This is a genomic window from Stenotrophomonas sp. STEN147 (assembly GCF_056757995.1).
This window is the reverse complement of record NZ_JBRRCG010000007.1, coordinates 45,999-69,877: the sequence shown is the minus strand read 5'-3', so window position 1 is coordinate 69,877 and position 23,879 is coordinate 45,999. Positions and strand designations below refer to the sequence as shown.

Here is a 23,879-nt window from a genome sequence, read left to right as displayed (position 1 = left end):
CTATCCGGAAACTGCCATGGCCCTCCTCCCGATTCTTGAGTTCCCCGATCCGCGCCTGCGTACCAAGGCCGCGTTGATCGACGCCGCCGAAGTGACCACGCCGGCCTTCCAGGAACTGGTCGACAACATGTTCCAGACCATGTACGACGCGCCGGGCATCGGCCTGGCCGCCACCCAGGTGGACGTGCACAAGCGCTTCATGGTCATCGATGTCAGCGAAGAGAAGAACCAGCCGCTGGTGTTCATCAACCCGGAGATCGTCGCCAAGGACGGGGGCCGGGTGTACCAGGAAGGGTGCCTGTCGGTGCCGGGCATCTTCGCCGACGTGACCCGTGCCGACACCATCACCGTGAAGTTCCTCGACCGCAATGGCCAGGAACAGCAGATGGAGGCCGGTGAAGTGCTGGCCACCTGCATCCAGCACGAGATGGATCACCTGGACGGCAAGCTGTTCATCGATTACCTGTCGCCGCTCAAGCGCGAGATGGTCCGCAAGAAGCTGGCCAAGCAGCGCAAGCACGTGGCGTGATCGCCGCTCCGGGCCGCCCGCAGGGGTGGCCCGTGCCCGCGCGCAGCGCGCGGGCTGCACGGCGCCGGCCGACGGCGCCGTTTTCTTTCCTGCACGAATCCATCCTGCAAGTGGGGTAGCCATGAGGATTGTCTTTGCCGGTACGCCGGAATTCGCGGTGTCATCGCTGCGCGCAGCGGCGCGCCACCACGAGGTCGTGGCCGTCTACACCCAGCCTGACCGTCCGTCAGGCCGTGGTCGCGGCCTGGCCCCCTCGCCGGTGAAGCTTGAGGCGGTGGCCCGCGGCATTCCGGTGTACCAGCCCGAATCGCTGAAGGACGAAGCGGCCCAGCAGCAGCTGCGTGACCTGAAGCCGGACCTGATGGTGGTGGTGGCCTACGGCCTGATCCTGCCCAAGGCCGTGCTGGCCATTCCGACCTACGGGTGCTGGAACGTACACGCTTCGCTGCTGCCGCGCTGGCGCGGTGCGGCGCCGATCCAGCGCGCGATCCAGGCCGGTGACGAGACCACGGGCGTGTGCCTGATGCAGATGGAAGCCGGACTGGATACCGGCCCGGTGCTGCTGCACCAGGCGCTGCCGATCGCGGCCACCGATACCGGTGGCCAGCTGCACGACAAGCTGGCCGAGCTGGGTGCGCAGGTGTTGTCCGATGGCCTGGGACTGCTGCGCGCCGGCATCAAGCCGATCGCGCGGCCGCAGCCGGAGCAGGGCGTGACCTACGCACACAAGCTGGACAAGACCGAGGCGAAGCTGGACTGGACGCAGGATGCAGCGGTGCTGGCGCGGACTGTGCGCGCGTTCAACCCGTGGCCTGTCGCCGAGGCAACGCTGGCCGGCGAGCGCGTGCGCATCCACGGCGCCGTGGCGCAGGCGATGGAGCACGGCCAGGCACCGGGAACGGTACTTGCTGCCGGCCGCGAAGGCATCGACATTGCCTGCGGCCAGGGCGCGCTGCGCCTGCGCGTGCTGCAGCGCGAAGGCGGCAAGGCGATCACTGCTGCCGATTACCTCAACGCCCGTCGCGACCTGCGCGTGGGAGCGTAAGCGGTGACGAAACAGAATGACTTCTCCATCGCCAGGGCGGCGCCGGGTGCAGCCACCCGCATGCTGGCCGCACGCGTGCTGGCCCAGGTGTTCACCCGTGGCCGTTCGCTGAAGGCGGAACTGGCGTGGGCCCTGCCGAAGCTGGCCGACAGCCGTGATCGGGCGTTGCTGGAAGCGCTGTGTTTTGCCGTGCTGCGCCGTCGCAGCACCTATGACGCAGCATTGCAGGCGTGGATGCAGAAGCCGCTCTCGGCGCGTGATGCAGACCTGCGCACGCTGCTGATGGTCGGCTTCGCCCAGCTGGACGTGCTGGAACTGCCGGCGCACGCGGCTCTGTCGGCCACCGTCGACGCAGCGCGTGCGCTGGGCCGTGAGCGCCAGGCGGGCCTGGTCAATGCCATCCTGCGCCGCGCCCAGCGTGAGGGATTCCCGGAACAGCCGGCCCGCGATGCGTTTCCGGCCTGGTTGGCCGAGGCCATCGAGCGCGACTGGCCGGCGCAGGCCGAGGCGATTTTCAGCGCCAGCCTGCAGCCTGCGCCGCTGTGGCTGCGCGCCAACCGCCAGCACGGTGGCCGCGAGAAAGTCCTGGCCGTGCTGGCCGAGGCCGGTATCGTCGCCGAGCCGAGTCCGCTCAGTGCGGACGCGCTGCGGCTGGCGACGCCGGTCGCTGTCAACCAGCTGCCCGGCTTTGCCGAGGGGGCGCTCTCGGTGCAGGATCTGTCGGCGCAGTGCGCGGCCGATGCGCTGGCGCCGGCCGCCGGGGCGCGGGTACTGGATGCCTGCGCCGCACCGGGCGGCAAGTCGGCGCACCTGCTGGAGCGTGATCCCAGCCTGCGCCTGCTGGCGCTGGACATCGACGCCCGTCGCCTGGCGCGTGCCCGTGACACATACGCGCGCACGGGTGTCGGTGAGGGCGCGCAGACCCTGGCGGCAGACGCCAGCGATCCCGGCGCGTGGTGGGATGGCACGCTGTTCGATGCGATCCTGCTCGATGCGCCCTGTTCGGCCACGGGCGTGATCCGCCGCCAGCCGGATGTGATGTTCCACCGCCGCGCCGAGGACATCGATGCGCTGGTCGGCGTTCAGGCCCGGCTGCTGGAAGCATGCTGGTCGATGCTGCGCCCCGGTGGCGTCCTGCTGTACGCCACGTGCTCGATCCTGCGTGCGGAGAACATCGAGCAGATCCGCGCGTTCCTGAAGTGGCACCCGGATGCGGTGGCGCAGCCGTTGGGCGAGGCGTTCGGGCTGGATTGCGAAGGCATTGCACGGCAACGACTGCCCGGTGACAGCGATGCTGACGGATTCTTCTACGCGCGTCTGCTAAAAGCGGTGTGAATCCGCTGCCGTTCAAGTCCTCATGCTGAAAACCCGCGCGTCGCGAGAGACGTGGTTGTTCGTGGTGATGGCCCTGCTGGTGCTGGGGGCTGGACTCGGCCTGCGCGATCCCTGGCCGTCGGATGAGCCGCGCTTCGCGCTCGTCGCCAAGCAGATGGTGGACAGCGGTCACTGGTTGTTCCCGCATCGCGGCCTGGAGCTGTACTCGGACAAGCCGCCGATGCTGATGTGGTGGCAGGCCACGCTCTACCACCTGATCGGCGATTGGCGGCTGGCGTTCCTGCTGCCCTCGCTGATCGCCGCGCTGGGCACGTTGTGGTGCGTGGTCGATCTCGGCGGTCGGCTGTGGACGCGACGTGTCGGCCTGTACGCAGGCTGGGCACTGCTGTTCGCACTGCAGTTCACCTTCCAGGCGAAGAAGGCACAGATCGATCCGCTGGTGGTGCTGTTCATCACCCTGGCCAATTACGGGCTGCTGCGCCACCTGCTGCTGGGACCGGCATGGCGCTGGTGGTGGCTGGGCTGGTTCTTCGCCGGGATCGGCGTCATCACCAAGGGCGTGGGCGTGATCGCCCTGCTGATGCTCGTTCCGGCCGTGATCGGCTCGGCGCTGCGGTGGAACGGTGTGCGCCTGCATGCGCGCGACCTGCGCTTCTGGCTGGCGCCGCTGCCGTTCCTGCTGGCGGTGGCGCTGTGGCTGCTGCCGATGGTGCTGGCGGCGCTGGCGACCGGGCTGGACGAGTACCGCGCCTACATGGACGACATCCTGTTCCAGCAGACCGCAGGGCGTTATGCCCAGTCCTGGGACCACCACCAGCCGTGGTGGTACTTCCTGGCGATCATGCCGTCGATGTGGATTCCCGCGTTCCTGGCACTGCCGTGGGCGATTCCGGCCTGGCGCCGCCGGCTGCGGCGACGCGACGCGCGCTACCTGCTTCTGCTGGGGTGGTGGCTGCTGATCGTGCTGTTCTTCTCGATTCCCGAGGGCAAGCGCGATGTGTACATCCTCCCTGCGCTGCCGATGTTCTGCCTGGCCCTGGCGCCGCTGCTGCCCGGCCTTCTGCGCCGTCGCGACGTGCAGGCACTGCTGGGGCTGTTCACGCTGGCCCTGGCCCTGGGCACGCTGCTGGCAGGCGCACTGGCATTGCTGGGCGAGCCGGGATTCGAGACGAGGCTGGAGCACGAACGTGGTCTGGCACCGGGCGTGATGGACGCGTTGGCCTGGGCGGCGCTGGCGATGGGCGCCTGCGGTGTGGCCAGCCTGCTGCTGTCCGGCCGTGGCCGGCGTCATCTGGCCATGGTGTCGACCCTGGCCACGGTGTGGGTGCTGTACAGCCTGGTGGGCTACCCGCTGTTGAACGATTCGAGTTCGGCGCGGGGCCTGATGCGCCATGTGGGGGAGCGCATCGGCCCGCAGGCCGAGCTGGGCCTGGTGGCCTGGAAGGAACAGAACCTGCTGATGGCCGACCGACCGGCGGCCACGTTCGGCTTCAACACCCCCTGGGATGAACAACTGCAGGCGGCGACGCGCTGGCAGCGGCTGGTGCCGGCGCGGCGCTGGCTGCTGGTGCAGGAGGACGCCCTGTTGCCGTGTGTGGACCGCGACCGGGCCGAACCGGCGGGCGTGGCCAATCGTCGCCGTTGGTGGCTGGTGCCGGCGGAGGCGGTGATCGCGCCCTGCCAGGCCAGCGATCGCGAGCGCGAACGTGAACGGCGTTTGCAGGAACGGGGATAACGGCCTGTGTCCACGCTTGTCCAGACTGCCCAACAGGCGACAAAGGCAGTAAAACAGCACACTGGGAGTGGCCGTTGTGGCCGCCCCCGTTCTTCCCGCACACCCGCAGCGAAACTTCCGACGTGCCAGCTCCACCGGACAACCTGAACCCCGCGGCCGGCGACCTGCCGGGAGCCCCCGTCGGCGGTCGGCAGCGCACGGCGCACTGGCTGGCGCAGATCGGTCTGTTCTGCCTTCCGGCGCTGGTGCTTACCGTGCCGATCAACCTGCTTCCGTATGGACTGTTGCTGCTGGCCAGCACGCTGCTGGCGCCGGAACTGCTGTGGCGCGCCCGGCACATGGGCGGGCAGCCGGTGAAGGTGCTGACCTGGCTGATGCTCGCGGTGCTGGCGCTGGGCCTGCTGTCGGTGCTGCTGTTCGAGCAGGGCCTGCGCGATGTCGACAACCGCTCGCGCTTCGTGGTGATCCCCTGGATCGCCCTGTGGGTCTGCGCGTTGCGCCCGGACCTGCGCTGGCTCTGGCGTGGCGCGCTGGCCGGGCTGCTGGTCACCTTCGCGATGTCGCTGTGGCAGGTACTGCAGGGGGCTCCGCGTGCGGAGCTGTTCACCAATGCCATCGTGCTGGCCGACATCGTGATGGTGCTGATGGTGCTGCTGGTGTTCTGCCGACCTTCGCGACGCTGGTCGCTGGTGATCGTCGGCATGGCGGCCGGCTGTGGAACCATCGTGTTGACCGGCAGCCGTGGCGTGTTCGCGGCGTTGCTGGCTCTGCTGGTGGTGCTGGCGCTGAGCCTGCGCTGGCGGACCGGCACCGCCCGCCTGTCGGTGCTGGCGGGCATGCTGGCGATCGGCGCCACCCTGCTGCTGTCGGTGCCCGAGCTGCGTCACCAGGTGCGGCTGAGCGAGCTGCACAGCGACATGCAGCGCATGGAGCAGGGCGACAGCGACTCTTCCGCCGGTGCCCGCCTGGAGCGTCTGCAGGTTGCCTGGGATACCTTCCTGGACCACCCGCTGGTCGGTGTCGGAATCGGCCACTTCGATGACGCGATGCAGCGTGTGCCGGTCTGCCGCGAGAACCCGGACGAACAGCGCTGCCACCTTGGCCATGCCCATAACGACGTGGCCGAATGGGCCGCCACCCAGGGCATGCCCGGCCTGCTGCTGCTGCTGGCGGTGTATGGCGTTCCGCTGTGGGTGTTCGTGCGCCTGCATCGGCGCAGCGGGCGCAGTACGTTCCGCGGGCCTGCCGCGGCCGGGATCATGATCGTGACCACGTACGTGCTGTGCGGGCTGACCCAGTCGATGTTCGCGCACCAGATGACGGCCAGCTTCTACGTCACCATCGTCGGCCTGCTGGCCGGGTTGTCGATCCTGGAAGGTGCCCGCCACCGCGGGGCCAACGCGGGTTGCCGCCCCGTCGCGGGGCAGGGCCCGGCGCTCCCCCGCCCCCCCCTGGCCCGGCGCAGGCCGGGGCACGGGTGCGGTAGCGCCGGGCCATGCCCGGCGGATCAGGGCTGCGGCGGGTCGGCCACGGCCTGACCGTTGCCGAGCATCCACAGCATGATGGTCTTCTGCCGCACGTAGTTGGCACGCACGTAGGCATAGACTAGGCCGTGCCAACCATCGCGGAAACCGCCGCGGAAAATGAATCCCCGCCAGAAGCGCCAGGCCGGTGCCAGCACCAGCTTGCCCAGGGTGGCGCGCTTGCCGCGTGCGAACTCGTGCTCGGCCATCATCCGCGCGTACTTCTCGGTCTTGGCCAGTTGCTGCTGCAGCGAGCGGTAGGGGTAGTGGATGAGGTCACCGCGCAGGGTGCCGACGCTGCCATCGACGCTGGCGGCCTCGTGGATCTCACGGGTGCCGCGCCAGCCGCCGCGGCGGCGGTCGAACAGGCGCATCACCCGGTCCGGATAGGCGTTGCCGTGGCGCAGGAAGCGGCCGAAATACTCTGAAAGGCGGGCGAAGCGGTAGCCCGCGTGGCCGCTGAATCCCCCCTCGCGGGCCTGTTCGATGGAGGCGCGCAGTTCCGGGCTGATGCGCTCGTCGGCATCCAGGCACACCACCCAGTCATGTGCTGCCTGCTCGACGCAGAACGCCTTCTGGCTGCGGAAGCCATCGAACGGCCGCTGCAGCACGCGGGCACCGGCGGCCTCGGCGATGGCCACGGTGGCGTCGCTGGAATACGAGTCCACCACGATGATCTCGTCGCAGAAGGCCAGCGAGGCCAGGCAGTCGCCGATGCGGCCGGCCTCGTTGAACGCGATAATGCACGCCGAGATGCGAGGCCGTTCGATGGGAGCGGTCGTGGAGGACATGATGGCCGGGTACCTGTTGTTTGCGACGGAGCGCTATGCGCTGCCTATTCTCGCCCCGTTGGCGCAGGCCTTGCACGCGTCCGGGCAGGAAGTGGCTGCCTGGTTCGAAGGTGGCGCCGCCGGCAGCCAGTTGCCGGGCGTGCCCGTGATCGGCCTGAAGCAGGCCCTGGCGATGCGCCCGCGCGCGGTGTACAGCGCGGCCAACTGGGTGCCGACGTTCCTGTCCGGTGCCAAGGTGCAGCTGTTCCATGGCTTCAACGTGGAGAAGCGCGACAGCGCACGTGGCCATTTCCGGGTACGCGGGATGTTCGACCTGTACTGCACCCAGGGCCCGGCCACCACTGCGCCGTTCCGCGACATCGCCGCCCTGCAGGGTCACTTCGCGGTGGCCGAGACCGGCTGGCCGAAACTGGACCCGCTGTTCCGCGACGATGGTGGCGAAAGCGCCGCGCTGCGCGCAGCGGCGGGCGGTCGTCCGGTGATCCTGTTCGGCTCGACCTTCACCGAGCGGCTCAGCGCCGCCCCGCACCTGCATGCGCAGATCGCCGCCGACATCGCGGCCGGGGAGCGCTACTGGCTGCTGACCCTGCACCCGAAGTGCCCGCCGGAGCTGTTCGAGCGTTACCGTGCGCTGGCCGGCGCCAATGCCCGCTTCATCGAACCGGAGCAGGTCATGGCCGCACAGCGCGCCGCTGATGTGCTGGTGTCCGATACGTCTTCGATCGTTTCGGAGTTCATCGTCCAGCACAAGCCGGTGGTGACCTTCCGCAACCGCGTGCCGAAACCGCACATGATCGATTTCGACGTGCCGGCGCAGCTGCCCGTCATGCTGCAGCGCGCGCTGCACCCGGATGCCGCCCTGCAGGCGGAGATCGTGCGCTATGCCGATGCGATCCATCCGTACCGTGACGGCCGCTCCAGTGAGCGGGTGATTGCCGCAACCGAGGATTTCCTGTCCGGCGAGATGGGCGCGCTGCGCCGCAAACCCTTCGGCAGCTGGATGCGTGACCTGCAGATCCGCAGGGATCTGGGCTATTGGGGGCCATCACAGCGGTGATCGGGGGGATGTAGAGCCGAGCCCATGCTCGGCTTGCCACAGCCGAGCGTGGGCCCGGCTCTACAGTAGATCCACGCCATGCGTTGATGCCCGCATCACCAGCGCAGCTTGCGGCGCGGCAGCGCGGCGGCCAGCTGCGCCATCAGCGCCCGTGCCTGTGCGTGCGGCAGGTAATGCAGCGCCAGAGCGACATCACCATGCGCGCCTGCGGTGTCCAACTGCAGGCTGGCCGTGCCCAGCAGCCTGTCCAGCGGTGAGCGCTGCAGGCGCAGGCCCTGCAGCTTGTCCAGCTCCGCCCAGCGCCACCAGCGCTTCCACCATCCGCCGCGCACCGCGACGTAGCGATCATCCAGATGCCAGCCCATGCGCGCCATCTGCCGATGGGCGACCCACAGCGCGACCGGCAGCCAGCCCAGCACCAGCAGGCCGGGTGTTCCCCAGCGCCAGTACATCGCGGCGGCCAGCAACGGCACCAGCAGTACGCTGCCCAGGCATAACCGCCACCAGCCGCGCTGCGGCACCGGCTGCCAGTACGCGGGCGGCCACTGCAGCTGTGGCAGCAGGTGCTGCACCAGATGGTCGCAGTCGGCGGCCGGTGCCAGCGGCGCGAGTTCGCGCAGGGCCCGGTCTTCCTCGCGGGTGGGGCCGCCGGCAGCGCTGTCGATCTGCAGCTGGCGCCGCCCGAACCAGCGTTGCAGGGTGCCTTCGCGCAGGGTCCAGGCCTGGATGCGCCGGCGCGCCACGCTGCTGCGCGTGCGGCTGAGCAGGCCTGCCGCGACCGTCAGCCGGTGTTCCTGCTCGGTCAGGGTGAAACCGGCATAGCGCAGCAGGGCCAGCACCACCGACAGCAGGCGCATCAGCAGCCAGCCTGCGACCAGCACCAGCGCGGCCAGGATCAGCAGACCGGCAAGGCCCTCGTGCAGCTGGCTGGCATAGCCGAACGCCTCGCGTCCTCCGCTGGAGATCACGCCGTCCAGCGAACGGCGCGGGATCACCTGCAGCAGCGCACCGATGGCGGCGGCGAACAGCACCCAGCCGCGGTTGGACAGCAGGCCCAGCCGGATCACTTCGGCGGTGGACATGCGCAGCAGCACTTCATCGGTCGGGTCGGCGGTGGCAGACGGTGCGTTGCCAGGCGCCTTTCCGCGCTGCTTCACCAGCTGCTCCAGTGCCAATGCCTGGTCCAACCGCAGCACCCGCATCTCTGCTTCCGGGCGCACGCCGCCGGCCGACTCCAGGCGCAGCTCGGCCACGCCGAACAGCCGGTGCAACGGGTTCTGCCGCACTTCCACGTTGTGGATGCGGGCGAAGGGAATCTCCCGGCGGTTGCGCGCGAGCAGCCCGCTGCGCACGGTGATCGCATCACTGCCGATGCGGTAGCGGTAGCTCAGGTACTGCAGCACCGAGACCACCACCAGCGCGGCGATGGCCAGCAGCGGCATCAGCTGCGTCCACAGCGGGTCGCGGTCGCCGCGCTGGCCGAACACCAGCAGCGCGACCAGCGGCAGGAAGTAGTGCCGCAGCTGCATCAGCAGCACGAACAGCCATGACCAGGGATGCAGGCGCTGTTCGTCGCCGCCGCGTGGCAGCGGGGGCGGCAGGGGCGGTGGCTGGCTCACAGGGCGTCGGCGTCCTGGTCGAGCTGGTGGGCCAGGGTGTCGCGCAGGCGTTCGGCGTCGGCATCATCCAGGCCGCTGACAGTCACTGCACTCAGGCGGGTGCCTGCGGTGTGCACGATCAGGGTCGCCAGGCGGGCACGCCGCTCCAGCGGACCACGGCGCAGATCCAGGTGCTGCACGCGCGAGACCGGTACCTGCGTTTCGGTCTGCCACATCAGGTCCCGGCGCAGGCCCAGGCCCTGTGCGTCCAGACGCCAGCGTGTGCGGGTCAGGCGGCGATGGCCCAGCCACGCGCCGAACAGGGCGCCGACCAGCAGGCCCGACGCTGCACCCCACAGCCCGGCAGGCAGATCGAAGAACCACCACGCAGCCGCCAGCGGTGCGCCTGGCACGAACAGTCCGCCGAATGCGCCTTCCAGCGCAGCCAGGCGTGCGGCGCGGGCCGGCAGCGGCTGCCAGTCGTTGATGGGCACAGCAGGAAGAGGCTGGTCGGTCACACGGGCTCCGTCGGGCGGCAGGGCAGGCGGGGCGGCCGCAGCCGCACCGCGCAGACGGTAGCAGGTCGGGCGCGCTACTGCGCCGCCTGGATCAGTGCATCGACATCGAGCAGATGGCCGGCACGGTCGGCCTTGGTGCGCAGGTAGTGTTCGTTCTCGGCCGTGATCTCGCCAGTGACCGGAATGCAGTCCAGCACTTCGATGCCGGCATTGCGCAGGCGCTGTGCCTTGGTCGGATTGTTGCTGAGCAGGGCCACGCGGCTGATGCCCAGGCCGCGCAGCATCGCCACGGCGCTGCCATAGCGTCGCTCATCGGCGCCGAAGCCCAGTTGTGCATCGGCGTCGATCGTGTCCAGCCCATCGTGCTGGTAGCCATAGGCGCGCATCTTTGCAGCGATGCCCGTTCCCCGGCCTTCCTGGTCCAGATACAGCAGCACCCCGCCGCCCAGTTCCTTCAGTTTGCGCAGACCGCGTCGCAGCTGGTCCCCGCAGTCGCACTTGAGCGAACCGAACAGGTCGCCGGTCAGGCACGAGGAGTGCACGCGTACCGGCACCACGGCAGACAGGTCCGGGTCGCCGACGATGATCGCCACCTGGTCGCGCTGTGCCACGCCGCCGCGGAACACCGCGAAGGTGGTCATGCCGACATCGCGCAGCGGTACCAGCGAACGGGCGACCAGCTCATAGTCGTGGGCGGCGTGCGCCGCACCTTCGGCCAGGTCGCACAGGGCGACGTCGGCGGCGCCGTCGAAGGTCGCATCATCCACATCCAGGCGCACCGCGACCATGGCCGGCAGCAGCAGGCCCAGGCGGGCCAGTTCAACCGCGCCGGCATCGAAGGCATCGCCTGCGGTCCAGTGAGCCGGCATCGGCCCGGGCTCGCGCAGGTAGCCCAGCGTCGGCAGGGCGTCGAAGGCGATACCGGCCAGCGGCAGGCGCACACCGTCAGGTGCCTCCACCCCCAGCACGCGGGCGCGGGTCGCCGTCAGGAACAGGTAATGACGCTCGCGCGCTGCGCTGGCAAAGGCGGCAAAGCTGCTGGCGGTGGCGCTGTCCAGCGCGATCACGGCCAGGCGTTGGCCCTGGCCGTCGTGAAGCAGGACCGGGCGACCGGCGCGCAGTTCCGCGACCGCGCGCTCGCAGCGGATCGCGGCCGGGTCGCCGAACAGGGAGGAGGCAGCAGGCATGGCAGGACCGGGGGAGGCGGACATCGCAGTCTCTATGGGGGCGCCGGCGTCGTATTCAACGTGCTGCGGCCGCCGGTCGCAGGGCGGCACGGTGGGACTCAGTGCGGGTGTTCCTCGGTCGCGTAGGGATCATCCTCGCCGCTGCCCGGTGGCCGCAGCGTATAGCGCTTGTAGGTCCACTGGTACTGCGCCGGATCGCGGCGGGCGATGCGTTCGATCCCGGCGTTGAGGGCGGTGGCCGCAGTCTGCGGGTCCGGGTCGGCCACTGCGGGGTCGGCCGGCTCGACGTGCAGGGCGAATTCCATGTCCGGCCCGATGCGCTCGCACCAGCCATACAGAACGATGGCGCCGGTGCGTTCGGCCAGGCGGTTGACCAGGGTCATGGTCAGCGCCGGCACACCGAAGAACGGAACGAACACGCCGTCACCGGCCTTCGGCTGCTGGTCCGGCAGGATGCCGGTGGCGCCACCATCCTTGAGTACCTTGAACAACTGGCGTACCGCCGGGCCCTCGGCGCGCACCTGCTGCACGTTCTGGCCACCCCGCACCAGCTGCAGGAACGCGTCGCTGGCTTCATCCTCCGGCGGCTTGTAGACGATGGCGATCTGCCCGCGCGAGGCCAGCCACTGGTTCAGCAGCTCCCAGTTGCCGAAGTGCGGCGCGGCCACGATCACGCCCCTGCCGCTGGCCAGCGCCGCGTCATACAGCGCTTCACCGTGACGCTGCTTCAGGTGCAGGCGCAGGTTCTCGGCCGGCGGGCGGCTCCACAGGCGCAGGGTCTCGATGGCCTGCAGGGCGGTGGAGCGCAGCAGATCGCGATGCAGGCGCTCGCGCGCAACGGGGTCCAGATCCGGGTAGGCCAGCTCCAGGTTGCGGCGGGTGACGCGACTCTCACGGGCGTTGAGACGGATCCAGGCCCAGGCCAGGGCCTGCGCGACGCCGCGCAGCAGCGGCCAGGGCAGGCGCGTGAACAGGGTGGTGGCGCGATAGGCCAGCCGGGCTTTGCGTTGCGGGTTCATCCACGCAAGTTTAGCCAAGGGCGCTGCTATCGTGGCCGGCCCCCCGACCGGAAACCCACAGATGCTCGTCCTGATCCAACGCGTCAGCCAGGCCGCCGTCCACGTCGATGGCGAGGCCGTCGGCCAGATCGGCCCTGGCCTGCTGGCCCTGGTGGGGATGGAGCCGGGCGACACCGAGCCGCAGCTGCAGCGCATGGCCGAGCGCCTGCTGGGCTACAGGGTGTTTGCCGATGAAGCCGGGAAGATGAACCGCTCGCTGCGCGATACCGGCGGCGGCCTGCTGCTGGTCAGCCAGTTCACCCTGGCGGCCGACACCCGGTCGGGCATGCGCCCCAGCTTCACCACTGCGGCACCGCCGGCCGAGGCTGAACGCGGGTTCAATCGATTTGTCGACATCTGCCGTGAAAATCACGCGCCAGGGGTGGAAACGGGCCGCTTTGGTGCCCATATGATCGTCAGCCTGGTCAATGATGGTCCCGTGACCTTCCTTCTCAGGCCCTGAAGCCGCCGGGACCACCGCCCGGCAGGCGGGGCCCCGGGCTGGTATAATGCTACGTTCCCTATTTCCTACCCAGCCGGTGGCGCGAGCACTACATGGCCAACGAACGTCCTGCCCAATCCGAAATCAAGCAACTGATCAGCAAGGGCCTGGAACAGGGCTACCTGACCTACGCCGAAGTCAATGACCATCTGCCGGACGACATGGTCGACCCGGAACAGATCGAAGACATCATCGGCATGATCAACGGCATGGGCATTGATGTCCATGAAGTTGCGCCGGATGTGGAGACTCTCCTCCTCAACGACGGCAACACCGGCAACCGCGAAGTCGACGACACCGCGGCCGAAGAAGCCGCTGCCGCGCTGAGCGCGCTCGACACCGAAGGTGGCCGTACCACCGACCCGGTGCGCATGTACATGCGCGAAATGGGTACTGTCGAGCTGCTGACCCGCGAAGGCGAGATCGCCATCGCCAAGCGCATCGAAGAAGGCCTGGGCCAGGTGCAGGCCGCACTGGGCCAGTTCCCGGTGTCGGTCGAATCGCTGCTGTCCGATTACGAAGCCCACAAGGAAGGCAAGAAGCGCCTGGCCGAAGTGATCGTCGGCTTCAACGACCTGACCGACGAAGAGCCGGCTCCGCCGGCGGCCGCCGCCGATGACAGCGACGATGCCGACGCCGAAGGCGACGAGGACGAGGACGATGATGTCGACGGCGCCGATGAGGAAGCCGCACCGACCGGTCCGGACCCGGAGGAAGTCGCCGCGCGCATGCAGGCGCTGAGCGATGCCTTCAATGCCTTCAAGAAGGCCGCCGGCAAGGGCGACAAGAAGAACCTGCCGCGCCTGCGCGAAGAGATGTCGGCCGTGTTCGTCACCCTGAAGCTGCCGCTGCCGCTGACCGACGTGCTGACCAAGCAGCTGCGCGACACCATGGCCGAGATCAAGAGCCATGAGCGCCGCGTGCTGAACCTGGCCACCGTCACCGCGCGCATGCCGCGCAAGGATTTCATCCGCTCCTGGGAAGGCAACCAGACCAACCTGGAGTGGGTGGAAGACGCACTGAAGCGCAAGCAGAAGTGGTCGTCGGCGCTGCGTGAGGTGAAGGACCAGATCATTGCCGAACAGCAGGCCACGATCGACATCGAGAAGCTGACCCAGCTGGACCTGGAAGAGCTGAAGGAAATCAGCCGTGCCATGGCCTACGGTGAAGCCAAGGCGCGCAAGGCCAAGAAGGAGATGGTCGAGGCCAACCTACGCCTGGTGATCTCGATCGCCAAGAAGTACACCAACCGCGGCCTGCAGTTCCTCGACCTGATCCAGGAAGGCAACATCGGCCTGATGAAGGCCGTGGACAAGTTCGAGTACCGCCGCGGCTACAAGTTCTCCACGTATGCGACCTGGTGGATCCGCCAGGCCATCACCCGCTCGATCGCCGACCAGGCGCGCACCATCCGTATTCCGGTGCACATGATCGAGACGATCAACAAGTTGAACCGCATTTCCCGCCAGATGCTCCAGCAGTACGGCCGCGAGGCCACGCCGGAGGAGCTGGCCAAGGAAATGGACATGCCGGAAGACAAGATCCGCAAGGTGATGAAGATCGCCAAGGAGCCGATCTCGATGGAAACCCCGATCGGCGACGACGAGGATTCCCATCTGGGCGACTTCATCGAGGACACCAATGTGGAGTCCCCGATCGAGAACACCACCAACATCAATCTGTCTGAAACCGTGCGTGACGTGCTGGCCGGCCTCACCCCGAGGGAAGCCAAGGTGCTGCGCATGCGCTTCGGCATCGACATGAACACCGACCACACGCTGGAAGAGGTCGGCAAGCAGTTCGACGTGACCCGCGAGCGCATCCGCCAGATCGAAGCAAAGGCGCTGCGCAAGCTGCGTCACCCGAGCCGCTCGGAACAGCTGCGCAGCTTCCTGGATATCGATTGATTCCAGCGACTGTGTAGGTGAACTGGAAAACCCCGCTTCGGCGGGGTTTTCTTTTTTCGTAAATTAGTTCGTAGCTATCCCGAATGGGCAACTGCTGCGCTGGAAGGCGAAGATGTGGGTTCCTCGCCCGGCGGCGAACAGCCCAAGTTCACCGCGACGGTCGAGCACGATGGCGGCCGCTATGCCGCGCTGGTGAAGTTCGCCCTGCCGGGCGCGGGGGAGGCTGCCGAGCGGTGGGCAGACCTGTTGGTCTGCGAGCATCTGGCGCTTGAGGTTCTGCGCGAGGCGGGTGTATCTGCAGCAGAATCGTCGCTCATCCAGACCGACAGCCACTCTTTCCTGGAGGTGAAGCGGTTTGATCGCTCGCCGGGCACCCTGGGACGGCGTGGATTCGTGTCGCTGTTGGCCCTGTCCTCCGCGTATGTGGGTGACGTAACCATGGATTGGGGGCAGGCGGGTGAGCAGTGGCGAGCGCAGCGGTGGATCCATCAGGAGACCACAACCGCCCTGTCGCGGCTGCACGCCTTTGGGCAATTGATCGGCAATACAAACATGCATCAGGGCAACGTCGGCTTCCATCTGCTGGATCACGGGGCATTGCCGCTTGCCCCTGCCTACGACATGCTGCCGATGTCCCTGGCCCCCTCGCGAACGGGCGTTCTGCGGGCGACAACGCCGCTTCCCCCGGTCGCACCACGGCGCGCAGGCCAGCTGGATCACCTGCAATGGGCGGCTCCGCTCGCGGTAGATTTCTGGGAGCGGGTTGCAGCGTCTGGCCTGCTGCGCTCCAAGGTGCTGCTGGAAGTGGTCGAACAGAATGCAGCTCGGGTCCGGGCCATGGGCAATCGTTTCGGCTGAGGCACGCTTCTGCGGCCGGTCGGTGGCGAGAGAAGGCCTGACTCAACTACACTTTCACGTTGCACGGGCCTATAGCTCAACGGTTAGAGCAGAGGACTCATAATCCTTTGGTTCCAGGTTCGAATCCTGGTGGGCCCACCAACTTGACGTCTGAGGACATCCAGGTCAGTGTGGGCATAGGCATAAGTTGGCCTTGAGTTGCTGGCATTTCCAAGTACAGCCAAACGCGATGAGGCACGGTCATCCCGGGAGGCAAAAGTTGGCCGGGATGGTCAACTTATGCTGACGTGAATTCGTCAATTGCCTGAAACGCTCATTCTAGACCCGGGCTTATGTCGTCGCCCCACCGGTCGTCAATGGCGCTATGATCCAGCGGACGAACTCTGGTGATCTCCAAATTGGGCATGAAGGTTCTAAGCTGACTGAAAAAAAAGGTCCTTCGTGCTCAGCGGAGGCGGCCTCCGCTGAGCGAAGAGCCAGGCTTGCATGCCATTGGCTGACCTCGGTCGAAGTGGCCAAGCGCTTCGCGTTCGATGGTCGAGACGTGGCCCAGAAGATGAATCAGCTGCGAAAAGCGGGGACCGTCCTGGCTGTCTAGTGGGAAATCGATGGTGGTAGCTGGCGCTACCCAGAATGGCAACTTGGGCAAGATGGTCAACCGCTCCCATTTCTTGCGAGGATCATAGGAGTTCTTCGCGAAAGTGGTCTGTTCTTGGACGCACAGGGCCGGTCCACAGGATGGGGCGAATTCGAGTGGTTTACGACTCGTCATGCACTTCTGGATGCATCCACTCCTATCGAAGTACTTCAGACGGACCCTTTCAGCGTTCTGACGGCAGCTGAGCAAGAGTTTCATGCTGCTTAGTAGAGATCAGTCGCGCGTACAGGCATCCGGGCGTGTAGACGCTTTGTGCGAGTTGCGCTTTCTCTGAGCAACATGTCTGCTTCTGGCCGAAAGCAGACAACGCTTATCGATCAACCGTGCGTGGACTGGAAATGGACACCGGACAGCACCGATGCAATTCGTTCTGGAGGCAAGGCTCTCGCCGAATCCATAGGATTGGCGCCTCGAACAAGTGGAAGGGCCAGTTCGTAGAAGCAGAATTCATGACGATGCAGCATGATTTCAAACTCCGGCCCGACTGTATCCGGCGTCTCCAGCAATTCTTCATAGCTGAAGCCGCCCGCATTGACGCGGCGTAGGACTGCATCTAGTACCGAGAAGAACGCTTCAGTACCGCTGTACCACTCCCCGCGCAGTCTCTGTCCCCTAAGAAGCATGTGCAAGAGTTTCCACAAGCCATTGATTGTAAAGCGTAATGTATAACAGTGAGCAGGCTATGGTGTACATGGACACCATAGTTGGTGCGTGGAACGCCCCGATTCTCGCGAACTATGAGTTCGTCTACTGCATCAACTATGGTGTAAGACTCAGACGAAGATGGGCAGCCGTGCGCATCCCGCCGTAGTTGTTTGGGCTGCCAACCAATCTGTCACATCGAGTCATCCCCATGGTCAAACACCTTGGGCGTCCGCAACACTCCTTCTACCTGTGCAGCCATCCGTGTTGTCTCGTTCATATGAATCCGCGGCAAGACGCGGGCATCGGCTACTGGCCGGGAACCCGGTGCACTTTCCGTCCATGGGCGACCAAACAAGGAAGCCCGCGATTCCGGAAGTGGCCAATCAATCGCCCGCCTGTTCAACAGAAGGGCACCTGGCTGCCGGCGTTTTCTCGTCAACCCCGATAGCCAAAGGCCGTACTTCATTGACCAATGTCAGGAACACCTTTCCGGGCTCCTCCACCAGCATTTCGTGGGCCGAGTGCTCAAACCAGACCAACTTCTTTGCCGGCGCCTGGATCCGGTCAAACCACTCGGCCGCCACTTGTGCCGATACGTTGACATCATGTCTACCCAGCAGCAGGATTACCGGAACGCGAAGGTCTGTCAGTGATGACACGGATATGTCCATGATTTCGGGCATCAGTCGCTCAACCGAGGTGGCCTGTGCTTTCCAGACGTCCCTCAGGTTGTCGTCTGTGTACTCAGGTGAAAGCGCCATTGCCGCCGCTTCAAAGCCAGCATCGGGACGATTGTAGGCGGCGCCGCCGAAGAAATTGACCCACTTGCGCTGCACATAGAGGTCGGTGATCGACACTGCGGCACTACCCTCCGCGTAGGGTGCAATGGATTGCAGTTCGGCCACAGCGTCACTGTTACCCCGCTCTCGCGCCTTCTGCATGGCCCATGCCCAGCCACGTCGCTCGCTCTCACGCATGTCCACCACCTGGCCTGCGCCTACGTAGGCGTACAGCCATTCCGGATGCCGTCGAGCCATGTCCAGGCCCAGCAAACTTCCCCAGCTATGACCAAGCAGGAATATCCTGTCCTGCCGGGTTTCCGACCTTATCCAGCCAACCACGGCGTCCAGATCCCGGCGCATCTGCTCGATGCTCAACGTATCGAGGGCATTGATGTCGTAGGACTTTCCTGCGCCACGCTGGTCCCACTGGACCACAGTGAAATACTCATCCCATCCTTGCGCGAAGTACCAGGATGTGGGCATGGCAACCCAGCCCGGCCCTCCGTGGACCACCAAGAGCACCGGATTGGTGGGATTCCGACTCCTTATCGATACCCACTGCTCCACCCCGTTGATGTCGAGCGATTGCAACCGCTCGACTCCGTCTGGAGTCACGATTTTTCTCAAGCCTGCAATAATCTTCACGGCTTGAGTGCGGTCCCAGGGCGGTCCCTCCGTAGCCGCTTGAATGGGTGTGGATGCGCACAGGAACAGGATCAGCAACATCAAAGGCCACAAGGAACAACGCAACATGCAGATCTCACGGCGTTTGGACGGATACTCAATCAGTAGCGCGGCACGCAGAGGACGAGGGGCGCCGAACACCTACTGCCGCCTGATGATATGCGTCGAAAGATCGATCACGGATCCTCCGGACACTTTCCATCCGCTCGCAGACTTCGTCCAGAAGCGACAGTATCTGAATCGACCGCGGAAGGCGGCCCCATCCAATGATCCTGAAAGATCAGCCGTCACCAACACGACCGCAGACTGTTCACGCGTGACGCTCCGTACTGCCACATGGTCGATGACGTCCAGCCTTTGCCGACCCGATCTATGCAGTGCCAGGTCGTCCTCCTTGCCAAGTACCTCTCCCGCCGGACCCACAAAGATCAGGTCCTCATCGATCAAGCGATCAAGTGCATCCACATCGCCTGCTAGCATCGCCACGCGTAGATCTTCTTCGCATTTCCGGATCTCGGCATCCATGGTGACTCCATAAGGTACTTCGGTGAGAAACACTTGCTGCTTGATCATGAGGTTCTTCCGCGCTACCTAAATTCAGTAATCGGTTTCGCATCCTCTCCCTATTGGCCTGGCCTGCGCTCAGCCGGCAAGTCAATCGCCAGAACGGATCCGTCTTCGTCAACCCTGCAACCGCGCCAAGTAGTAACATCGCTCCCGCATATGCCACCCGGCGTATCGCGCGCGAAACCAGGCAGACCATGTTCGGCTCCGGCGTCACCATCGCCAGGAGTGCAGCGCCGCCAAAGAACAGGAATTCGCTCAGTAAAACCATCGCTTGATCTTCGTTCCCGTCAGGCGGGAACCGATGCAATGGCCTCCACCTCGAACAGCATACCGTCCAGCGCCAGACGTGACACGGGAATCAGGGTGCACGCAGGCTTCGGGCCCGGCCCGTAGACGGCTGCTAACTCGTCACCAAGTATTTCCAGCCGTGCCTGGCTGTGATCGACGATCAGAACCGTCTGCTTCACTACATGGGAGAGCTCGCAGTGGACCGCGCGCAGGGCAGTCTGCAGGTTCTGCAGCGCCTGACTGACTTGCATCCGGAAGTCGTCGGAAAGCCTACCTTGTGCGTCCTCGCCTCCTTGGCCGGCGATGAATACCAGCCACGCGCTGCTCGCCGGGAGAGCCACGTGCGAATAGCCATTGGGAGCCGGATCGTAGAGGCCTTCGGGGTTGAGGAAGGTGGGTAGCGCAGAATTTCGGGCGTATGGGGTCACTGCTTACTTCTCCGGAATCGAGTAGGGATTGGCGCGTTTGCACTTGTCGAGGAGTCGCTTTCTGAATATCGCACCAGACAACGGCTCCAGACCTTCCTGGTCTCTATATCGACGATCCAGTGGACCGTGGTGTGACATGCCCGATTCCTCGAAGCAGCATCAAAGGTTGACTGCGTATCGGAGGCTGAGCCGGCTCCCCTCAGAGCGCAGCTTTGCCTCGCCTTCGATATAGGCAGCCACATGGAGCGAAGCGCGGCCGTGCTTCCAGCTGAGCGATGGGCCGATGCCCAGCACCCGCTCGCGACCTGGCCGGCTGGCACCATCGATGCGGTCATCGCTGATCTGCATGAGCACGTACAGCGAGCCGCCGATGCGAAGGCTGTTGTTCAGCGACCTGGAGACTGCAGTATTCAGGTGTACCGCCTGCCCGGGTTGCTCGCTCGACCTTCCGCTTCCGACAGCAGGATCACGATGACCATCTACCCAGAGATAGTGGACACGGGCACTTACCTCCCACCGAGGTGATGCCTCCCAGGTGAATGCGTAATGCGGATTCAACTGCACTGCACCGCTGCCAAGGTCCATGCGTCCTGCTCGGCCGTGTCGGGCCGTGGGCAGGGTCACGTTGAGATTCAACCGCTGCCAGAACGGACGTCCCGCCAGCGAGGCCGCAGGCCATTGAAGGATGAACGGACTGACGAAGATGTCGCCCGCTCCGGTTCCGTGGATGGCTTCGCCCGTGGCAGGCTGCAACCGGACATGTGCGAAGGGAACGATGACCTCACCGCCCCAGTGCGCTCCCAGCACGCGATGCTCCGACAGATAGCTGACCTGCGTCAGCAGAGCCACTGAAGTGACCTTGGGAGCTTGCTGGAGAGGGTCTCCGTTTCCATCGCGTGACGTCCCCGCGCGATAAGCCGAGAGTGTCTGCTGAAGCATCACTCCAGGCCCAGCGATACCGTCCTGGAACGTACTGTCGCCCAGGTTGACAGGAGGGAGGACAGCTTCGCATCGCGCCTGCCCTGCCGACACCAGACTGGCAGCAATCAACCACAGTGCTGCAGAACCGCGCGATACTTTGCTCATCATGCAGCTTCCAGTCTATGACGGTATGCATAGGCGCTGACAGCGGCCGCCAGCGCGATGGCGGCTACAGGCGGTACTACCCACTGCCAGCCGACGGCACCGGCAATGGCACCTGCCAGGGCGGGACCGATGACGATGCCAAGATTGTTGCCCTGGGTCGCCAGGCCAATCACCGAGCCGAGTAGTGAGCACCTTGGGGACAGGCGTGGGGCTGCGTCGAAGATCACGACGGGGATGAAGGCACCCGTGAACGAGAAGAGCACGCAGAGCGCGTAGACCAGCTCTCCTGGGAGCGGTATGAGCAGGATGCCTGCGGTGCAGAAGGCGATTGTGGAGAAGCCCGTCACCAGCAGGCGTGATGCACGGAAGCCGCGTTGCAGCAGCACACCACAGGCGACGCAACCGACCGCACCGGCGGCGACAGCACACGCGCTGAGTGCTCCAGCCGTCGCGTCCCCCACACCGAGGCGCTCTCGCAGGATGTCGGGCAGAAAGCCGAACAAGGCGAAGAACGTTGCTGCATACGCACAGAACTGAGCTGCGAGGAACCAACTGGCAGGCGAACGCAGTGTGTCGAGCAAGGATCGACGCAGTACGTTGTGTCGCGTCTGGGATGCTGTTCCAACCGGCGGTCGACAGGTGCCGACGGCAAAGAGCATGGCGTAGCCTGTGAGCACCGCTGCATTGATCCACCACAGTCCACGCCAGCCGAGCTCGCCCAGCAGCGGCGCTGCCAACATGATGATTGCCATCCCGACTGGCATGAACGTCGCCCACGCCGCGAATGCGCGTTGTCTCGAAGGGGGCGTCGTCGATGACACCACCATGGTGGGTGCGGCCACAGTCACGGCGAGGAACCCCAGACCCTCCAATGCACGCGTGGCCAGCAGCCAGGGCAGGCCTGCCGCGAGTGCGCCCAAAGCCGACCCCGCTGCCTGCAACAGCAGTCCGGCGGTGACGGCTTGGCGGGCTTGGATGCGATCCGAGACGGCGCCGATCAGAAGACTCGTCACAGCACCCACGACGGCGAATGCCGACAATACCCACGACACCGCTCCCAGGTCAGCGCCCAGTTCGCTCTGCAAGGACTGCAGGGCCACCGGCGCCTTACCTACCTGGAAGGCAGAGAGGATGCCCGCACAGATCACCAGGACCAGTGCGAGGTTGTCATCGGCAACCGGTGGAGGCGCAGCACGTTTTGAAGAGTCGCTACGGCTCATGGCGCCGTAGCTGCATGCGTGGCGCCGTGCTTGAGCGCTTCTGCGATCCGTGCGACATGGCGCCCCTGGAACCTGGCGCCGTCGAGTTCGTTCACGGACGGTTGACGATCATCATCATCTTCCCCGCTGGCCAGCGTGGACGCCCCGTAGGGTGTTCCACCGGTGACTTCGCCCATAAGCAGCTGGCCCTTGAAAGAGTAGGGCAGGCCTACGATCACCATGCCCAGGTGCAGCAACACCGTGTGCATGGACTGGAGCGTGGTCTCCTGCCCACCGTGCTGGCTGCCGGTTGACGTGAACGCGCTGCCCACCTTGCCCACCAGCGCATCCCTGAACCAGAGGCCACCGGTCTGGTCGAGGAAGTTCTTCATCTGTGCGGCCATGTTGCCGTAGCGCGTCGGCGTGCCGATGATGATCGCGTCGTACTCAGGCAGTTCGGCGATGGTCGCAATCGGTGCATCCTGATCCATCTTGTAGCCGGACCTACCGGCCACGCTCTCCGGAACGAGTTCAGGAACCCGCTTGATCGCAACCTCTGCCCCCGAATCGCGGGCACCGTCCGCCACGGCCTTCGCCATGGTTTCGACATGGCCATAGGCCGAGTAGTAGAGCACCAGAATCTTGGTCATAACGACGTCTCCGTGGGGTACGGCCACGTTGGCAGCGATGAGTGATCTCGGGAAGTGCTAATCTTTTGCCCGTTACGATCGATGGAATAGATCATGCTGGATGGACTGACGCTCGATCAGCTGCGCGTATTGGTCGCCGTCGCCGAGACGGGAAGCTTCCGCGCTGCGGCCAAGCGCATCCGGCGGGTGCAGTCGGCCGTGAGCCACGCCATCGCGACACTGGAGGCTCAGCTGGGTGTTGTGCTCTTCGACCGCTCCGCCCGGCGTCCGGAGATGACGCCGCAGGGGCGCGCACTGCTGACCGATGCAAAAGCGATTCTGCTCAGGGCCGATGCCATGCGTGCCCGTGCACGCGGCATGGGGGAAGGCGTCGAGCTCGGCGTTTCGCTGGTGGTGGACACGCTGTTTCCCCTGAAGGCCGTGGCGCATGCGCTGCGGGGCCTGCAGAGCACCTATCCGTCCGTGGCGGTCAATCTGCGTACGGCGCCTTTGGGTGAGCCGCTCGTCGCGTTACGCGATGGCCGCTGCACACTGGCTATCACGGTGGGCGAAGAGTTCCGTGAGCCGCAGATCCAGTTGGAAGCGCTGTCGCCGGTGCCCTTCGTCGTCGTGGCCGCCGCGCATCATCCCTTGGCGATGCATCCTGATCGGTCAGAACCGCTGGATCCGGCCGAACTGATGGAACACCTGCAGATCGTGCTGGAAGATACGACGGCACAGACCGGACGGAGGGACTTCGGAGTCCTGTCGCCCGGGACATGGCGCGTCGCAGGGCAGGACGTCAAGCACGCCATGATCTGTGAAGGGCTGGGCTGGGGAAGACTTCCCTTGTGGGTGGTTGAGGACGATGTGGCGCGGGGCAGGCTCAAGCGCCTGCACGTTTCAGCACTGGGACGACAGGGGCGCGTGGACCTGGAAGCCTATCTCGCGCATCGCAGCGATCAGACGCTGGGGCCTGCCGCACGCGTGCTCCGCTCGGGACTGCTCTCCTACCTGGCCGGTGCGGACGCCCAACGTGTTTCCTGAGAGGGTCCGCGGCGCTTACCTCGGCACACGGGCCCGATAGCAGGGCCCGCGCTTCGCCAGGCCCGCCTTCTTCGCCCCATGCGATCTTCATCGACGCGTTCCGCCACGCTCCGGTCTCCGCCGCCTCCCTGATGCGGCTGATGTCCGGGAACATGGCGGAGTTTCTCTGTTGCAGCGGGCCAACGTCTACAGGGATGAGGCGGTGGATGACACGCCAGGCATG

22 protein-coding genes and 1 tRNA gene are annotated in these 23,879 nt (G+C 65.8%); 11 read left to right on the top strand and 12 right to left on the bottom strand.

The window, feature by feature from the left end; translation table 11 throughout:
- Positions 1 to 16 precede the first annotated feature (16 nt).
- From def to ACVOKU_RS09355, 5 genes are all read left to right on the top strand, one after another.
- Positions 17 to 529, top strand: a complete 513-nt coding sequence (gene def / locus ACVOKU_RS09375) for a peptide deformylase (RefSeq protein ID WP_053517114.1) — start codon at positions 17 to 19, stop codon at positions 527 to 529.
- Positions 530 to 650: 121 nt separating this feature from the next.
- Positions 651 to 1,574: a methionyl-tRNA formyltransferase gene (gene fmt, locus ACVOKU_RS09370; protein ID WP_481559739.1), complete on the top strand. Its 924-nt coding sequence runs from the start codon at positions 651 to 653 to the stop codon at positions 1,572 to 1,574.
- Positions 1,575 to 1,577: 3 nt separating this feature from the next.
- Positions 1,578 to 2,909, top strand: a complete 1,332-nt coding sequence (gene rsmB, locus ACVOKU_RS09365) for a 16S rRNA (cytosine(967)-C(5))-methyltransferase RsmB (RefSeq protein WP_481559738.1) — start codon at positions 1,578 to 1,580, stop codon at positions 2,907 to 2,909.
- A 22-nt stretch (positions 2,910 to 2,931) separates the two neighbouring features.
- Positions 2,932 to 4,644, top strand: a complete 1,713-nt coding sequence (locus ACVOKU_RS09360; protein ID WP_481559737.1) for a glycosyltransferase family 39 protein — start codon at positions 2,932 to 2,934, stop codon at positions 4,642 to 4,644.
- 143 nt (positions 4,645 to 4,787) lie between these two features.
- The gene (locus ACVOKU_RS09355) at positions 4,788 to 6,182 is read left to right on the top strand and encodes an O-antigen ligase family protein (protein WP_481559798.1); all 1,395 of its coding nucleotides are present in this window, start codon (positions 4,788 to 4,790) and stop codon (positions 6,180 to 6,182) included.
- On the opposite strand, the gene ACVOKU_RS09350 is transcribed toward ACVOKU_RS09355, so the two are convergent.
- Complete coding sequence (locus ACVOKU_RS09350; protein ID WP_053517120.1) at positions 6,152 to 6,958, bottom strand: glycosyltransferase family 2 protein; 807 nt, start codon at positions 6,956 to 6,958, stop codon at positions 6,152 to 6,154. The genes ACVOKU_RS09355 and ACVOKU_RS09350 overlap by 31 nt on opposite strands.
- Between ACVOKU_RS09350 and ACVOKU_RS09345 the strand changes: the two genes are divergently transcribed.
- Entirely contained in the window at positions 6,957 to 8,015 is a 1,059-nt protein-coding gene (locus tag ACVOKU_RS09345) for a CDP-glycerol glycerophosphotransferase family protein (RefSeq protein WP_065181628.1), read from the top strand. The two genes, ACVOKU_RS09350 and ACVOKU_RS09345, sit on opposite strands and share 2 nt — an antisense overlap.
- Positions 8,016 to 8,110: 95 nt before the next feature.
- Here ACVOKU_RS09345 and ACVOKU_RS09340 read toward each other — a convergent pair whose 3' ends face one another.
- The 4 genes from ACVOKU_RS09340 to ACVOKU_RS09325 all read right to left on the bottom strand — a co-directional run bounded on the left by ACVOKU_RS09340 (position 8,111) and on the right by ACVOKU_RS09325 (position 12,337).
- Positions 8,111 to 9,634 carry a PH domain-containing protein gene (locus tag ACVOKU_RS09340; protein WP_481559736.1) on the bottom strand — a complete coding sequence of 508 codons (1,524 nt, stop codon included), beginning with the start codon at positions 9,632 to 9,634 and terminating at the stop codon, positions 8,111 to 8,113.
- A complete protein-coding gene (locus ACVOKU_RS09335; RefSeq protein ID WP_481559735.1) occupies positions 9,631 to 10,131 on the bottom strand; it encodes a PH domain-containing protein in 501 nt (166 codons plus the stop codon). The genes ACVOKU_RS09340 and ACVOKU_RS09335 overlap by 4 nt, the downstream gene beginning before the upstream one ends.
- 74 nt (positions 10,132 to 10,205) lie before the next feature.
- On the bottom strand, positions 10,206 to 11,342 hold the full coding sequence (ribA, locus tag ACVOKU_RS09330) for a GTP cyclohydrolase II RibA (protein ID WP_481559734.1): 1,137 nt from the start codon (positions 11,340 to 11,342) through the stop codon (positions 10,206 to 10,208).
- 74 nt (positions 11,343 to 11,416) lie between these two features.
- Entirely contained in the window at positions 11,417 to 12,337 is a 921-nt protein-coding gene (locus tag ACVOKU_RS09325; protein WP_065174456.1) for a lauroyl acyltransferase, read from the bottom strand.
- A 61-nt stretch (positions 12,338 to 12,398) separates the two neighbouring features.
- Here ACVOKU_RS09325 and dtd point away from each other — a divergent pair, with 61 nt between their 5' ends.
- From dtd to ACVOKU_RS09305, 4 genes are all read left to right on the top strand, one after another.
- Positions 12,399 to 12,839 carry a D-aminoacyl-tRNA deacylase gene (gene dtd / locus ACVOKU_RS09320; RefSeq protein ID WP_053517128.1) on the top strand — a complete coding sequence of 147 codons (441 nt, stop codon included), beginning with the start codon at positions 12,399 to 12,401 and terminating at the stop codon, positions 12,837 to 12,839.
- A 92-nt stretch (positions 12,840 to 12,931) separates the two neighbouring features.
- On the top strand, positions 12,932 to 14,785 hold the full coding sequence (gene rpoD, locus ACVOKU_RS09315; protein WP_481559733.1) for an RNA polymerase sigma factor RpoD: 1,854 nt from the start codon (positions 12,932 to 12,934) through the stop codon (positions 14,783 to 14,785).
- Between the two features lie 114 nt (positions 14,786 to 14,899).
- Positions 14,900 to 15,643, top strand: a complete 744-nt coding sequence (locus ACVOKU_RS09310) for a HipA domain-containing protein (RefSeq protein WP_481559732.1) — start codon at positions 14,900 to 14,902, stop codon at positions 15,641 to 15,643.
- A 65-nt stretch (positions 15,644 to 15,708) separates the two neighbouring features.
- Positions 15,709 to 15,784, top strand: a tRNA-Ile gene (locus ACVOKU_RS09305).
- Positions 15,785 to 16,618: 834 nt separating this feature from the next.
- Here ACVOKU_RS09305 and ACVOKU_RS09300 read toward each other — a convergent pair.
- From ACVOKU_RS09300 to wrbA, 7 genes are all read right to left on the bottom strand, one after another.
- Positions 16,619 to 16,924 (bottom strand): hypothetical protein, encoded by a 306-nt coding sequence (locus ACVOKU_RS09300; RefSeq protein ID WP_481559797.1) that lies wholly within the window; start codon positions 16,922 to 16,924, stop codon positions 16,619 to 16,621.
- 405 nt (positions 16,925 to 17,329) lie between these two features.
- On the bottom strand, positions 17,330 to 18,454 hold the full coding sequence (locus ACVOKU_RS09295) for an alpha/beta fold hydrolase (protein WP_481559731.1): 1,125 nt from the start codon (positions 18,452 to 18,454) through the stop codon (positions 17,330 to 17,332).
- A 99-nt stretch (positions 18,455 to 18,553) separates the two neighbouring features.
- Positions 18,554 to 18,985, bottom strand: a complete 432-nt coding sequence (locus tag ACVOKU_RS09290) for a nuclear transport factor 2 family protein (RefSeq protein WP_081279689.1) — start codon at positions 18,983 to 18,985, stop codon at positions 18,554 to 18,556.
- A gap of 281 nt (positions 18,986 to 19,266) precedes the next feature.
- Positions 19,267 to 19,695: a RidA family protein gene (locus tag ACVOKU_RS09285; RefSeq protein ID WP_481559730.1), complete on the bottom strand. Its 429-nt coding sequence runs from the start codon at positions 19,693 to 19,695 to the stop codon at positions 19,267 to 19,269.
- Between the two features lie 159 nt (positions 19,696 to 19,854).
- Positions 19,855 to 20,784, bottom strand: coding sequence for a SphA family protein (locus tag ACVOKU_RS09280; RefSeq protein WP_481559729.1), 930 nt, complete (start codon positions 20,782 to 20,784; stop codon positions 19,855 to 19,857).
- Positions 20,781 to 22,001 (bottom strand): MFS transporter, encoded by a 1,221-nt coding sequence (locus ACVOKU_RS09275; protein ID WP_081279686.1) that lies wholly within the window; start codon positions 21,999 to 22,001, stop codon positions 20,781 to 20,783. Before ACVOKU_RS09275 ends, ACVOKU_RS09280 begins: the two co-directional genes overlap by 4 nt.
- A complete protein-coding gene (gene wrbA, locus ACVOKU_RS09270; protein ID WP_309338282.1) occupies positions 21,998 to 22,630 on the bottom strand; it encodes an NAD(P)H:quinone oxidoreductase in 633 nt (210 codons plus the stop codon). The genes ACVOKU_RS09275 and wrbA overlap by 4 nt, the downstream gene beginning before the upstream one ends.
- Positions 22,631 to 22,723: 93 nt before the next feature.
- Between wrbA and ACVOKU_RS09265 the strand changes: the two genes are divergently transcribed.
- Complete coding sequence (locus tag ACVOKU_RS09265; RefSeq protein ID WP_481559728.1) at positions 22,724 to 23,656, top strand: LysR family transcriptional regulator; 933 nt, start codon at positions 22,724 to 22,726, stop codon at positions 23,654 to 23,656.
- Positions 23,657 to 23,879 lie beyond the last annotated feature (223 nt).

What these genes read in the sequence shown, in the direction of transcription:
- def (WP_053517114.1), top strand. Translation starts at nt 17, where the DNA reads ATGGCCCTCCTCCCGATTCTTGAGTTCCCCGATCCGCGCCTGCGTACC.
- fmt (WP_481559739.1), top strand. Translation starts at nt 651, where the DNA reads ATGAGGATTGTCTTTGCCGGTACGCCGGAATTCGCGGTGTCATCGCTG.
- ACVOKU_RS09360 (WP_481559737.1), top strand. Translation starts at nt 2,932, where the DNA reads ATGCTGAAAACCCGCGCGTCGCGAGAGACGTGGTTGTTCGTGGTGATG.
- ACVOKU_RS09345 (WP_065181628.1), top strand. Translation starts at nt 6,957, where the DNA reads ATGATGGCCGGGTACCTGTTGTTTGCGACGGAGCGCTATGCGCTGCCT.
- ACVOKU_RS09350 (WP_053517120.1), bottom strand. Translation starts at nt 6,958, where the DNA reads ATGTCCTCCACGACCGCTCCCATCGAACGGCCTCGCATCTCGGCGTGC.
- ribA (WP_481559734.1), bottom strand. Translation starts at nt 11,342, where the DNA reads ATGTCCGCCTCCCCCGGTCCTGCCATGCCTGCTGCCTCCTCCCTGTTC.
- ACVOKU_RS09325 (WP_065174456.1), bottom strand. Translation starts at nt 12,337, where the DNA reads ATGAACCCGCAACGCAAAGCCCGGCTGGCCTATCGCGCCACCACCCTG.
- dtd (WP_053517128.1), top strand. Translation starts at nt 12,399, where the DNA reads ATGCTCGTCCTGATCCAACGCGTCAGCCAGGCCGCCGTCCACGTCGAT.
- rpoD (WP_481559733.1), top strand. Translation starts at nt 12,932, where the DNA reads ATGGCCAACGAACGTCCTGCCCAATCCGAAATCAAGCAACTGATCAGC.
- ACVOKU_RS09300 (WP_481559797.1), bottom strand. Translation starts at nt 16,924, where the DNA reads ATGCTTCTTAGGGGACAGAGACTGCGCGGGGAGTGGTACAGCGGTACT.
- ACVOKU_RS09295 (WP_481559731.1), bottom strand. Translation starts at nt 18,454, where the DNA reads ATGTTGCTGATCCTGTTCCTGTGCGCATCCACACCCATTCAAGCGGCT.
- ACVOKU_RS09290 (WP_081279689.1), bottom strand. Translation starts at nt 18,985, where the DNA reads ATGATCAAGCAGCAAGTGTTTCTCACCGAAGTACCTTATGGAGTCACC.
- ACVOKU_RS09280 (WP_481559729.1), bottom strand. Translation starts at nt 20,784, where the DNA reads ATGATGAGCAAAGTATCGCGCGGTTCTGCAGCACTGTGGTTGATTGCT.
- ACVOKU_RS09275 (WP_081279686.1), bottom strand. Translation starts at nt 22,001, where the DNA reads ATGAGCCGTAGCGACTCTTCAAAACGTGCTGCGCCTCCACCGGTTGCC.
- wrbA (WP_309338282.1), bottom strand. Translation starts at nt 22,630, where the DNA reads ATGACCAAGATTCTGGTGCTCTACTACTCGGCCTATGGCCATGTCGAA.
- ACVOKU_RS09265 (WP_481559728.1), top strand. Translation starts at nt 22,724, where the DNA reads ATGCTGGATGGACTGACGCTCGATCAGCTGCGCGTATTGGTCGCCGTC.